Genomic DNA, 12,509 nt, shown 5'->3' on the forward strand with positions numbered 1-12,509 from the left:
TAAGAGTTCTTCTTTATCGTCTGATCTGTATAAGAGCGAGGTAGTCAGGATGCAGTAGGCAGTAGGCAGTAGGCAGTAGGCAGTAGGCAGTAGGCAGTAGGCAGTAGGCAGTAGGGCGACCTATTCGGGTGCGAGTTTGAGAATAAGTTGGCGAAGCATTTTTCCGATGGCCTCGGCCGCCAGAAGCAGGTGCTCAGCTTGCCCATGCGTGGCAACGCCAATGCGTTGAGCGATTTGGAGGTGTGTCTCGAACTCCTTAAGCGAGCCTTGGGCTATCCTGAGAAATTGCTGATAGGAGCCTCGGTTGTCTCGGCCATAGCCTTCCGCGATGTTTGCAGGGATAGAGGTTGCTGAACGGCGGATTTGGCTGATCAGCCCATATAATTCCTCTTTGGGCCATGTCTTGGTCAATGAGTAGGTGCTGACAGCCAGATCCATCGCCTGCTGCCATACGATAAGATCCTTGTACGAGTTGACCTTGCCGGTCATCTTTGCCTACTGCCTACTGCCTACTGCCTACTGCCGTCCGATCAACGCCCGCGCGATGATGACGCGCATGATCTCGTTGGTGCCTTCGAGGATCTGGTGGACGCGCAGGTCGCGCACCAGTTTTTCGATACCGTAATCATGAAGATAGCCATAACCGCCATGCAGCTGCAGCGCCTCGTTGGCGACGTTGAAGCCGATGTCGGTGACGAAGCGCTTGGCCATGGCCGACCATTTGCCGGCATCCGACGCCTTGCGGTCGAGTTTCGAGGCGGCGGCGAAGAGAAAGATCCGCGCTGCCTGCAATTCGGTCTCCATGTCGGCCAACCTGAACTGCAGCGCCTGGAACTGGTTGATCTTCGAGCCGAAAGCCTTGCGCTCGGCGGTATAGGACAGCGCCTTGTCGAGCGCAGATTGCGCGCCGCCGAGCGAACAGGCAGCGATATTGAGGCGGCCGCCGTCAAGGCCGGCCATGGCGATGCCGAAACCTGCGCCTTCCCCCGACAGCAGGTTTGCAGCCGGCACCTTGCAGTCCTCGAAGATCACCTGGCGGGTCGACTGCATGTGCCAGCCCATCTTGTGCTCGTTGGCGCCGAAGGACAGGCCGGGCGCATCCTTCGGCACGACGAAGGTGGAAATGCCCTTCGGCCCGTCGGCGCCGGTGCGCGCCATGACGACATAGAGGTCGCTGTCGCCGGCCCCGGAGATGAACTGCTTGGCGCCGTTAAGCACATAGTCGTCGCCGCTCTTCACCGCGCGCGTCTTCAGCGCCGCGGCATCCGAGCCTGAGCCCGGCTCGGTCAGGCAGTAGCTCGCCAGCCATTCCATCGAGGTCAGCTTCGGCAGGAAGCGTTGGCGCTGCTCGTCGTCGCCGAAGCGGTCGATCATCGACGCCGCCATATTGTGGATCGAGATGAAGGAGGAAAACGCCGGATCGGCGTGCGACAGTGCCTCGAAGATCAGCACGGCGTCGAGCCGGCCGAGCGCCGAGCCGCCGACATCGTCCCTGACATAGATGCCGCCGAGGCCGAGCGGGCCGGTCTCGCGGATTACATCGGCGGGAAAGTGTCTTGCCCGGTCCCATTCGAGCGCATTGGGCGCAACGCGATCGGCGGCGAAGGCCTGTGCCATCTCCTGGATGGCGCGCTGCTCCTCATTGAGTTCGAACTGACTGGTGCTCGCATCGACCGCGGCGTCCATGGCGTGCTCCCTGTGTTTCCCCAGCTGGGGTTGGCTTGCTGGCCTGTTGTTTTTGGCTTTGCGCGCCGCTCAATCTAGACCAATGATGCCGCCGCGCAACCCGGCTCGCCGCGCAGCCGCTGTGCATGAATGGATCAACGGAGCATTGCGTGCCGACATATTTCGACGAATTGCTCGACCGCTTCCATGCCTATCTCCGGGGCGTGGACAACGCGCTGGTGCGGGACGCCGTGACCCGGATCGGCTGGAATATGACGGCGCGCGTGCTCGAAGCGCATCCGCTGCCTTGCCTTGGTCTGCTCGACCGCATTGTCGAACTGGCGCCGCCGGACCCGCAGCCTCTGGTGCAACTGCTGGCGGAGCGTCGTGACGATCTGTGCTGGGGGCAGACCTACAACGCGAGCGATTTTGGTGAAGCGTTCTTGCAGAAATACGGCTGGCTGGAGGTGTTTGGCACGCGCGGCCATTTCGCCAATGAAGAGGTCGCGGCCGGATTCCTGATCCTGGGGCCCGGCATCACCTATCCCGACCATCATCACATTGCCGAGGAGATCTACATTCCGCTGACCGGCGGCACCGAGTGGCGCATGGGCGAAGGCGGCTTTCACACCCGCCAGGCGGGCGAAATTATCCATCACGCCTCCAATGTCAGCCATGCCATGCGCACCGGCAGCGAAGCGTTGCTGGCGCTCTACATCTGGCGCGGCGGGCCGCTGTCGCAGAAGTCGACCGTTTCCGGCGCGCAGGGCAGGGGCTGAGCATGGCCAAGGCGATCATGCTGCAAGGCACGGGTTCGGATGTCGGCAAGACGGTGCTGGTGGCGGGGCTCTGCCGCGCGGCGAAGAATCGCGGGCTGAAGGTCAGGCCGTTCAAGCCGCAGAATATGTCGAACAACGCCGCCGTCGCCGACATTGCGGGTGACGAAAGCGGCGGCGAGATTGGCCGTGGGCAATGGCTGCAAGCGCTGGCGTGTGGTGTTCAGCCGACCGTGCATATGAATCCGGTGCTGCTCAAACCCCAGAGCGACATCGGTTCGCAGGTGATCGTGCAGGGCAAGGTGTTCGGCGAGGCGCGAGCGCGCGACTACCAGACAATGAAAGCGGGGCTGATGGACGCCGTGCTGGAGTCCTGGACGAAGGTCGGTGAGGGCGCCGATCTGGTCGTCGTCGAGGGCGCCGGATCGCCGGCCGAAATCAACCTGCGCAGCCGCGACATCGCCAATATGGGCTTTGCCACGCGCGCCGACGTGCCGGTCATCCTGGTCGGCGACATCGACCGCGGTGGCGTCATCGCTTCGGTCGCCGGCACGCATCTGATCCTGCCGGAGGAAGACAGGCGCATGATCGTCGGCTACCTCATCAATAAGTTCCGCGGCGATGTCTCGCTGTTCGACGACGGCATCCGGTCGATCGAAAGCTTCACCGGCTGGCGCTGCTTTGGCGTCGTGCCGTGGCTGAAGGCGGCGGCGCGATTGCCTTCGGAGGATTCGGTCGTGCTCGAACGCCTGGCATCGGGCGAGAAGCGGGCGTTGAAGGTCGCCGTGCCGATGCTTGGCCGCATCGCCAATTTCGACGACCTCGACCCGCTCAAGGCCGAGCCGCAGGTCGAAGTGGTGTTCGTGCCGCCGGGGCAGCGCTTGCCGGAGGATGCCGGCCTGGTGGTCATTCCCGGTTCCAAATCGACGATCGGGGATCTCATGAAATTCCGCGAGAATGGCTGGGATCGCGATCTCCTCGCGCACCGCAAACGCGGCGGCCATATCGTCGGCATTTGCGGCGGCTTCCAGATGCTCGGCCGCCTGGTGCGCGATCCCGATGGCATCGAGGGCAGCGTCACCGAGGCGGAAGGTCTTGGTCTGCTCGACATCGAGACGGTGATGGAACCGGAAAAGACGGTGCGCAATGTCAGCGCCCGCTCGGTGCCGTTTGGACTGGCGCTTGAAGGTTACGAAATCCATCTCGGCCGCACCACCGGGCCGGACATGGCGCGGCCGTCGGCTGTGATCGACGGCATCGACGACGGTGCCATTTCCGCCGATGGCAAGGTTTTTGGCACCTATCTGCACGGCCTGTTTTCCGCCGACGCTTTCCGGGCGAGATTCCTGGAAAGCCTCGGCGTGAAAGGCGGCGGCATCGACTATCGCGCGGACGTGGAAAAAGCGCTGGACGAGATCGCCACCGAGCTGGAGCGCCATCTTGAGTGCGATGCGATTTTTGGGTTAGCAAGGTAGGACCGTCCACCGTTTCGCCATCCTCGGGTCTGCGCGTCCGCTTCGCTTCATGGCCATCCTTCCGCGGAAGACCCTAACAGACCATGCATCCAAAGCAAAAGCGCCCGGCTTTTGACCGGGCGCTTCGAATTGCAGAGGTCGCGGGTGCCTAGGCGCCGCGCATCAGGCAGGCGGCGGCAAGCACGATGTATGCGATGAGGACAATCCACACCGCAGCCAGAGGAATGAACGCAAGAACGCCAAGCGCGGCGAGCACGCCGATGATGGCGATGACTAGGGATATGATGAAAACAAGCTGAGTGGGTGCACTAAGATTCATGTGTGGTCCCTCCAACATGATTCGTACAACGGCATCCTATCAGGCGTGCGGCTCATACACCAACTAGCTGGCGCAATGGGTTCGCCGGATCGGCCAGCAGCTTCACCGCCAGCGCCAGGCAGATGATCACCAGCAGCGGCTTGATCAGCCTTGCGCCGATGCGGATGGCAAGGCTGGCGCCGAGCCGGGCGCCGAGGAACTGGGCGATGCCCATCACCAGCCCGATCTTCCAGTAGACGACGCCGGCGATAGCAAAGACGATGAAGCCGCCGATGTTGGAGGCGAAATTGAGCAGCTTGGTGTGTGCCGTGGCCTTGAGCACGCCGAAGCCGGCGAGGCTGACGAAGGCCAGCATGTAGAAGGAGCCGGCTCCCGGCCCGAACAGCCCGTCATAGAAGCCGACCAAAGGGGCGATGACCAGCCCGAACAGGAAGGGCGACAGGCGCTCGGCGCGGTCGACATCGTTCATGTTGGGTTTCACGGCGAAGTAGATCGCGATGGCGATTAAAAGCAGCGGCAGCAGCGCCCGCAGGAGATCACCCGGCACGAATGCCGCCAGCAAGGCGCCGACGGCACTGCCGGCAAGGGCCAGAAGCGCCGATGGCAGCTGTCGGCGCAGATCGACATGGCCATTCATGGCGTAGTGGATGGTCGCCGAAGCGGTGCCGAAAATGCCCTGCAGCTTGTTGGTTCCAAGTGCTGCGACGGGCGGGAAGCCGGCAAGCAGCAGGGCCGGGATGGTGATCAGCCCGCCGCCGCCGGCTATCGAATCGACAAAGCCGGCTGCAAAGGCGGCGAAGGCAAGCATGATGACGGTCTGGGTAGCGAGGTCGAGCATCGGGATTTTCTGAACATTCCGGCGGGAAAGGTGGTGCCGCGCCTTCTCATGGCCATCCGGTTTGCGCAAGGCCGATTCCGCGCTACGTCCATCCAAGCGCGTTGCGCTTGGATTTCCTGTGGTGCATGTCATTATCTCAGTACCGCTGCGCAGTTTTGGGTCATGTGCGCTGGGCGGGCTCGGGAAAGGGACACTGTTGGCGATGGCATTGCTCGACCAGATACGCTCGATCTTCGATGGTGACCCCGGCGTGCGCAAGGTTGCCGACGACCCCGTGCTGTCGGCGGAACTCTTGATGCTGTTTCGCATGATCCTGGCCGACGGCTCGGTTTCGGAGAGCGAAATGGTCGCCTTCCGGCGCATCTGCAAGGACGCCTTCGGCATCCCGGAAACCAGCATCGACGCGGTCATCGAATATCTCAATGATTTCGGCTACGAGACCAACGGTTCGCAAGCCATGGCGCTGTTCCGCGATCTCGATGTCGAACGGCGCAAGTTGCTGGCGCTCCACATGGCGGAGATCGCCAAAGCCGATTCCAAACTGGCCGAGAGCGAAGTGCGGCTGTTGCGCCGCACGCTCGATTTGCTCGACATCAGCCCGGTCGATGTGGTGAAGCCGGAGGAGTGAGGCAGACCAGGGGCAACGGCCGCCCGGCCGGGTCCCCGCTGCTTCGCAGCGTCCCAGCGTTCGTGACCTTTCATCGTGCCACTGGCACGATGAATTCGCTGCGCGAACCGGTCGCTCACCCCTGTTCCTGCATACGGTGAGCGATCGCCCGATGCAGATCGGGCGCAGCCGCGACCAGCGCCCTGGCCGCCTCCGACTGCGGATGATCGAGCACGTCGCCGGTCTTGCCGCGCTCGACGATCCTGCCGTCATGCATGACCAGCACCTCATCGGTGATGGCGCGGGCGACGGTCAAATCGTGAGTGATGAAGAGATAGCCAATGCCGAGCTTCTGGTTGAGCTCTGCGAACAGATCGAGGATCTGGGCGCGGATCGACACGTCGAGCGCCGAGACCGGCTCGTCGGCGACGACCAGCTTCGGCCTTGTGATGATGGCGCGGGCGATCGACAGGCGCTGGCGCTGGCCGCCGGAAAACTCATGCGGATATTTGTCCATGTCGCTGACGCCGAGGCCGACCTCGTGCAGCGCATGCGCCACCATCTCGCGCCGCTCGGCCGGTGTCGGCTTCTTTTCCAGTACATGCAGCGGCTCGGCGACCAGTTTCTCGACCTTCTGGCGCGGGTCGAAAGAGCCGTAGGGATCCTGGAACACCACCTGCATGTCGCGCCGCGCGGCTTTGAGCTCCGCCTCGCTTTTGCCGGTGATGGTCTCGCCGCGAAAGCGGATCGTTCCCGATGTCGATTTGTCGAGCGCCAGGATCATGCGGGCAAGCGTTGACTTGCCGCAGCCGGAGCGGCCGACCAGCGCCACCGATTGGCCCGGCGCCAGCGACAAGGACACGTCGTCGACGGCGCGGATTGGAGCCGCTGACTTGAACAGGGAGGTGCGCCGGCCCGGATAGTCCCGTGTCACGCCTTCGACCTCAAGCAGCGGTTTGCCCTGGCCGGTGGCGTGAACCTTGGCGCGCGCGGGCACGTGCATGGAGGCCAGCGCCAGCTGGCGCGTGTAGGGATGCAGCTGTTCCGATAGCGTGCGTGCGGTGTCGCCGGCTTCCATCACCTCGCCATGACGCAGGATGGTGATGCGGTCGGCCATTTCGGTGACGACGGCGAGATCGTGCGAGATCAGAAGCAGGCCCATGCGGTTTTCGCTGACAAGGCCGCGCAAGAGGTCGAGGATCTGCGCCTGCAGCACCACGTCGAGCGCCGTGGTCGGCTCGTCGGCGATGAGCAGCTTGGGTTTCAATGCGCAGGCAATGGCGATGACGACGCGCTGGCGCTGGCCGCCCGACAGTTCGTGCGGATAGCGCGACAGCGGGAATTTGGCCTCGGGCAGGCCGACGCGGTCGAGCATTTTGCGCGCCCGGTCTTCGGCTTCCGCGCGGCTTGCCCTGGTGTGCCAGCGTATGCCTTCAGCGACCTGCTCGCCGATCGTCTTGACCGGGTTAAGCGCCGTCATAGGTTCCTGGAACACCATGCCGATGTCGTCGCCGCGCAGCGCGCACATCTGGTCCTCGGTTGCGGCCAGAATATCGATGCCGTCGAAGGTCACGCGGCCGGTGGCGCGCGCAGCATGCGGCAGAAGCTGCATGATGGTCAGCGCCGTCATCGATTTGCCCGAGCCGGATTCGCCGACCAGCCCCATCACCTCGCCGGGCGCGACGGAGAGGTCGACCCCTTTCAGGATCGGCGTGTCGCCGATGGCCAGCGACAGGTTCTCCATCTGCAGCAGGCTCATCGCTGCCGCCGCGATTTCGGGTCGAGTATGTCGGCGATGCCGTCGCCGAGCAGATTGAGCCCAAGCACCGTGACGACGATGGCCATGCCGGGGAAGATGGCCATCCAAGGCGCCACCACCATGCGCGTCTGAGCGTCGAACAGCATGCGGCCCCAGCTCGGCATTGGCGGCTGGGCGCCGAGGCCGACATAGGAGAGGCCGGCTTCGGCCAAAATGCCAAGCGCGAACTGGATGGTGCCTTGCACCAGAAGCAGCGTGGCGATGTTGGGCAGCACGTGCTCGGTTGTAATCTGCGCTTTGCTCTTGCCGGCGGCGCGGGCGGCGAGGATGAATTCGCGCGGCCAGATCGCCAGCGCGCCGGCGCGGGCGACGCGCGCAAACACCGGGATGTTGAAGATGCCGATGGCGATGATGGCGTTGATTGCGCCCGGTCCGAAGATGGCGGTGATCATGATCGCCGACAGCAGCGCCGGGAAGGCGAAGACGAGGTCGGTCAGCCGCATCAGCGCCTCGTCGACCAACCCGCCGCGCGCCGCGGCGAAGGCGCCGAGCGGCACGCCGACGCCCATGCCGATGCCGACCGCGACCAGCGCCACGGCAATCGAGTTGCGGGCGCCGACCATGATCATCGACAGGATGTCGCGGCCGAAATGATCGGTGCCGAACCAGTGCGCCGCAGAGGGCGCCAGCGTCTTGTCCGAGATCACCAGTTTGGTCACGTCGTAGGGCGTCCAGACGTAGGAGATGACCGCTATTGCAGCCACCAGCACCGTGATGGCGAAGCCGATGAGGAAGGAGCGGTTGCGGAAGGCCTTGGCCAGAATGCTGCCCAACGTCTCCTGCGGGATGTCGATGTGCAGCGTCATTGCCGGCCTCGAAGGCGCGGATCGACGATGGCGTAGGAGACGTCGACGACGAGGTTGACCGCAATGACGGCGACGACCAGCAGCATGACGATGCTTTCCACCACGATCAGGTCGCGCTGAGTGATCGCCTGGAACACCAGCCGTCCGAGGCCGGGGAGATAAAAGACGTTCTCGATGATGATGGTGCCGGCGAGCAGGAAGGCGAATTGCAGGCCCAGAATGGTCAGAACCGGGATCATCGCGTTGCGCAGCGCGTGCCGCCATAGCACGGCGCGGTAAGGCAGGCCCTTGGCGCGGGCGGTGCGGATATAGTCCTCGTTCAGCACCTCGATCAGCGCCGAGCGGGCAACGCGCGCCAGGATCGCCGCCTGCGGCAGAGCGAGGGCGATGGCCGGCAGCAGCAGCGATTTCAGCGCCGGCCAGGCGCCGGCGCTCCAGCCGGGAAAGCCGCCGGCCGGCACCAGCCGCAGCCAGACGGCAAAGAGGTAGATCAGCATCAGCGCGAACCAGAAGTTCGGGATGGCAACGCCGAGCTGGGCGGCGCCCATGGCGATCGTATCGCCGGCCCGCCCGCGCCGGCTGGCGGAATAGAGCCCGACCGGGATGGCAATGATGGTGGACAGCGCCAGCGCGATCAGCGCCAGCGGCAGGGAAACCGCCATGCGCTCGCGGACAAGGTCGATGACCGGCACTGAATAAGTGTAGGAGCGGCCGAAATCGAGGCTGAGCAGACCGCCGACCCAGTGGAGGTAGCGCAGGAGAAGCGGCGCGTTGAGGCCCATCTGGTTGCGCAGGAGTTCGACCTGCTCGGCGCTGGCGTTGAGGCCAAGCATCAGCCGCGCCGGATCGCCGGGCAGGATTTCTAGCACGGCGAAGACGACCATCGAGGCCAGGATCAAGGTTGCGATGGCGATGGCGAGGCGTTTGAGGAGGTAGGCGGTCATGGTGGAGGGGCGCCCGGTGCGGCTGCGCCTTGAAAGTCGAGTTCCCCCCCACCCCCCTCTGTCCTGCCGGACCCGGCCCTTCGCTGTCGCTTCGGGCGTTCGTTGTTCGGAAAGCCAAGCAGTTGGCTTTCCGTCCGCTGCGCGGACCACTCCTCACCCCCCGCAAGGGGGGAGATCAGCAGGTTCTGTGTCGTCGACCAGCGTTCAACGTTCGCGATAGGCGAAAGCGGAGATGATAGCCCGATCTCCCCCCTTGCGGGGGAGATGCCCGGCAGGGCAGAGGGGGGTGTGACGGAGCGCAAACGCCGCCCTTTGGCCCGCCGCCTCAATCCGTCCACTTCACCTTGGTCAGATCATTCGCCTGGATCGGCGCATTCTCCCACAGGCCCTGCAGCTTGGCGTCCCAGACGCCGACCTTCGGCAGTTCATAGAGGAAGCCGACCACGGCGTCGTCGGCCAGGATCTTCTGTGCTTCGCCGAGCAGCGTGTTGCGCTTGGCGTCGTCGGAGGTGAGGTTCAGCTCGGCGATGATCTTGTCGAAGGCGGGGTTGTCGTAGTTGAAGTAGTAGTCCTTGCGCGAGTAGATATCGATGTCGTTGGGCTCGGTGTGGGAGACGATGGTCAGGTCGTAATCCTTCTTGGTGAACACCTGGTCCAGCCACTGCGCCCATTCGACCGGAATGATTTCCAGGTCGATGCCGACATCGCGCAGCTGCGAAGCGATGATCTCGCCGCCAAGCCGCGCATAGGAAGGCGGCGGCAGTTTCAGCATCGCCTTGAAGCCGTTCTCCAGGCCGGCCTGCTTCAGCAGTTCCTTGGCCTTGTCGACATTGTGCGGATAGAGGCCGGTGAGGTCGACATAGGCCTTGCTGGCCGGCGACATGTGCGAGCCGATCGGCACGCCGAGGCCGGCCGAGGCGCCGTCGATGATCGCCTTGCGGTCGAGCGCGAAGGCAATTGCCTGCCGCACCTCGAGCTTGTCGAAAGGCGGCTTCTTGTTGTTGATCGCCAGAATGGTCTCGCCCTCGGTCGAGCCGATCACCACCTTGAAGCGCGGATCGTCCTTGACCTGCGCGACGCTGTCGGGATCGAAGAAAGGGAAAGCCTGGATGTCGCCGGAGAGCAGCGCCGGCACGGCGGCGGCGGCGTCGGGAACGATGCGGAACTCGGCCTTGTCGAGGAACACCGGGGCGCCCCAGTAAGTGTCCGATTTCACCAGCGTGATCGACGAGCCCTTGGCCCAGCTCTGGAATTTGAACGGGCCGGTGCCGATGGGCTTTTCCTTGTTGGTGTCGGCGCTCTCGGGCGCCACAATCACCGCGTCGCCCCAGCCCAGATTGTAGAGGAACGACCCCTGCGGGTTCTTCAGCGTCACCTTGACCGTCGTCGGATCGACGACTTCGACCGTATCGATGGAGGCGAACAGGGCTTTTTGCGCGTTGACCGAATTGTCGGCGCGGGCGCGGTCGAGCGAGAACTTCACGTCGCCGGCGTCGAAATCGCTGCCGTCATGGAATTTGACGCCGGTGTGCAGCTTGAAGGTGTAGACCTTGCCATCGTCGGAAATGGCCCAGCTCTCGGCAAGGTCGGGCAGCACTTCGCCATTCGGACCGATGCGGGTCAGGCCCTCGAAGACGTTGGCGTAGAGCACTTCGTCGATCGCCGCGGCAGCACCGGCGGTCGGATCGAGATGTGGCGGCTCGAGCGTAATGCCGATCACCAGATCGGTGCGTGCGGCAAATGCCTGACTGCCGGCCAGTGCCAGCACCGCGGCGGCAAGAATGGTTTTCCACAATTTCATCGTGCAACTCCCAAATGCTCGAACCCTGGTGCGATAGAAGCGTGATTTCGAGGTGGAGTAAATTGCGTTTCGTGCTCCGCAGCGGCGCGGGGAGGAATGTTTTTTCAGCGAAGTCGATGGTTCAGTCCGCGGCCGTGCCCCTAAGCAGCACATTCAGCCCGATCGCCATCACCTTGGCCGACTCCACCATATCAGAGATACCGACCCATTCGTCGGGCCGGTGGGCGAGGTCCAAAATGCCCGGGCCATAGGCGATGCAATCATAGATGTGGCCGATGCGGGCGATGTGCTTCTGGTCGTAAGTGCCTGGTGAAATGACATAATCCGGCTCACGGTCGAAGATCGCCATGATGCCTTGCGCCACCGCCTTGACCACCGGCGCGTCGCGCTCGGTCATCAGCGGCAGCACCTCCATCAGGTCGCGAATCTCGTAGTCGAACTTTTTGCGCTCGCGCTTCAGCCGTTCGAGGATATCGGTCACCTCGCTCTTGACCGTGGCAAGGTCCTCCTCGAGCAGGAAGCGGCGGTCGATGGTCAGCCGGCAGGCGTCGGGCACGTTGGGTGAGGGCAGGCCGGGGCGGAAATCCTCGGTCTGGCCGCCATGGATCGAGTTGATGTTCATGGTCGAGCGCTTTGCGCCTTGGGGCACGACAGGCATGCGCGTCACCTTGCGGTCGAGCACCGGAAACAGTTCATCCTCGAAGGCCTGCAGCACGGCGCCCATGTGGCGCACCGCATTGTCGCCGAGGAACGGCATCGAGCCATGCGCGATCTCGCCCTTGGTCTCGATCTCCGCCCACCAGACGCCGCGATGGCCAAGACAGATGCGGTCCTTGTTCAGCGGCTCCGGGATGATGACGTGGTCGACCTTGGGTTTCGAGAAATAGCCAAGCTTCGCCAGATGGGCGACGCCGCCGAAGCCGCCGGACTCCTCATCGACCGTGCCCGAAATTTCGATGGCGCCGGGAAAGTCGGGGAATACCTCCATGAAGGCTTCCGCCGCGATGATCGAGGCGGCCATGCCCCCTTTCATGTCGCAGGCGCCGCGGCCGTAGACCTTGCCGTCCTTCACCACCCCGGCAAAGGGATCGACGCTCCAGCCTTCGCCGGCTTCGACCACATCGATGTGCGAGTTGAAATGGACACAGGCTCCAGGCGAGCGGCCGTCGAAGCGGGCGACGACATTGACGCGGGGATAGCGGTCGGTGTCGCCGGGCGTGCCTTCGGCGCGGATGAATTCGGTTTCGAAGCCAAGCCTGCCTAGGCGCGCACCGATATATTCGGCGCAGGGGCGATAGGCTTCGCCAGGCGGGTTGATGGTCGGGAAGCGGATCAGGTCGGCGGTCAGTGCGACCAGGTCATCAACACGGGCGTCTATCGCTTTGAAGAGTCGTTTGTTCATTCCCGGATTTGAGCAGGCAAGGGGGTGGTTTTGCAAGCATCGCGCCACTGGCGCCGA

At 63.8% G+C, this 12,509-nt stretch carries 12 protein-coding genes; 3 read left to right on the top strand and 9 right to left on the bottom strand.

Going from position 1 to position 12,509, the window contains the following annotated elements; genetic code table 11:
* Positions 1 to 120: 120 nt before the first annotated feature.
* Positions 121 to 489 (bottom strand): four helix bundle protein, encoded by a 369-nt coding sequence (locus NKJ75_RS09400; protein WP_023833831.1) that lies wholly within the window; start codon positions 487 to 489, stop codon positions 121 to 123.
* Between the two features lie 27 nt (positions 490 to 516).
* Positions 517 to 1,686, bottom strand: coding sequence for an isobutyryl-CoA dehydrogenase (locus NKJ75_RS09405; RefSeq protein ID WP_352499585.1), 1,170 nt, complete (start codon positions 1,684 to 1,686; stop codon positions 517 to 519).
* A gap of 149 nt (positions 1,687 to 1,835) precedes the next feature.
* On the opposite strand from NKJ75_RS09405, the gene NKJ75_RS09410 reads away from it, so the two are divergent.
* Together NKJ75_RS09410 and NKJ75_RS09415 are read left to right on the top strand one after the other, a co-directional pair.
* Entirely contained in the window at positions 1,836 to 2,444 is a 609-nt protein-coding gene (locus tag NKJ75_RS09410) for a dimethylsulfonioproprionate lyase family protein (RefSeq protein ID WP_352499586.1), read from the top strand.
* A 2-nt stretch (positions 2,445 to 2,446) separates the two neighbouring features.
* Positions 2,447 to 3,916, top strand: coding sequence for a cobyric acid synthase (locus NKJ75_RS09415; RefSeq protein WP_352445979.1), 1,470 nt, complete (start codon positions 2,447 to 2,449; stop codon positions 3,914 to 3,916).
* A 148-nt stretch (positions 3,917 to 4,064) separates the two neighbouring features.
* On the opposite strand, the gene NKJ75_RS09420 is transcribed toward NKJ75_RS09415, so the two are convergent.
* Both NKJ75_RS09420 and NKJ75_RS09425 read right to left on the bottom strand, forming a co-directional pair.
* Positions 4,065 to 4,235: a hypothetical protein gene (locus NKJ75_RS09420; RefSeq protein WP_023670429.1), complete on the bottom strand. Its 171-nt coding sequence runs from the start codon at positions 4,233 to 4,235 to the stop codon at positions 4,065 to 4,067.
* A gap of 52 nt (positions 4,236 to 4,287) precedes the next feature.
* The gene (locus tag NKJ75_RS09425; protein ID WP_352499587.1) at positions 4,288 to 5,073 is read right to left on the bottom strand and encodes a TSUP family transporter; all 786 of its coding nucleotides are present in this window, start codon (positions 5,071 to 5,073) and stop codon (positions 4,288 to 4,290) included.
* A 196-nt stretch (positions 5,074 to 5,269) separates the two neighbouring features.
* Here NKJ75_RS09425 and NKJ75_RS09430 point away from each other — a divergent pair, with 196 nt between their 5' ends.
* Positions 5,270 to 5,701: a TerB family tellurite resistance protein gene (locus NKJ75_RS09430; protein WP_023691035.1), complete on the top strand. Its 432-nt coding sequence runs from the start codon at positions 5,270 to 5,272 to the stop codon at positions 5,699 to 5,701.
* A 115-nt stretch (positions 5,702 to 5,816) separates the two neighbouring features.
* Here the strand turns inward: NKJ75_RS09430 and NKJ75_RS09435 are convergent, their stop codons facing one another.
* From NKJ75_RS09435 to NKJ75_RS09455, 5 genes are all read right to left on the bottom strand, one after another.
* Positions 5,817 to 7,439 carry an ABC transporter ATP-binding protein gene (locus NKJ75_RS09435; protein ID WP_023710756.1) on the bottom strand — a complete coding sequence of 541 codons (1,623 nt, stop codon included), beginning with the start codon at positions 7,437 to 7,439 and terminating at the stop codon, positions 5,817 to 5,819.
* Positions 7,436 to 8,305 carry an ABC transporter permease gene (locus NKJ75_RS09440; protein ID WP_023706066.1) on the bottom strand — a complete coding sequence of 290 codons (870 nt, stop codon included), beginning with the start codon at positions 8,303 to 8,305 and terminating at the stop codon, positions 7,436 to 7,438. The genes NKJ75_RS09435 and NKJ75_RS09440 overlap by 4 nt, the downstream gene beginning before the upstream one ends.
* Entirely contained in the window at positions 8,302 to 9,249 is a 948-nt protein-coding gene (locus NKJ75_RS09445; RefSeq protein WP_023710755.1) for an ABC transporter permease, read from the bottom strand. Before NKJ75_RS09445 ends, NKJ75_RS09440 begins: the two co-directional genes overlap by 4 nt.
* A 325-nt stretch (positions 9,250 to 9,574) precedes the next feature.
* Positions 9,575 to 11,050 carry an ABC transporter substrate-binding protein gene (locus NKJ75_RS09450; RefSeq protein ID WP_023751596.1) on the bottom strand — a complete coding sequence of 492 codons (1,476 nt, stop codon included), beginning with the start codon at positions 11,048 to 11,050 and terminating at the stop codon, positions 9,575 to 9,577.
* Positions 11,051 to 11,171: 121 nt separating this feature from the next.
* On the bottom strand, positions 11,172 to 12,452 hold the full coding sequence (locus tag NKJ75_RS09455) for an acetylornithine deacetylase/succinyl-diaminopimelate desuccinylase family protein (protein ID WP_352499588.1): 1,281 nt from the start codon (positions 12,450 to 12,452) through the stop codon (positions 11,172 to 11,174).
* Between the last annotated feature and the right edge of the window lie 57 nt (positions 12,453 to 12,509).

Source organism: Mesorhizobium sp. M0058, from assembly GCF_040323095.1.
Classification (GTDB): domain Bacteria; phylum Pseudomonadota; class Alphaproteobacteria; order Rhizobiales; family Rhizobiaceae; genus Mesorhizobium.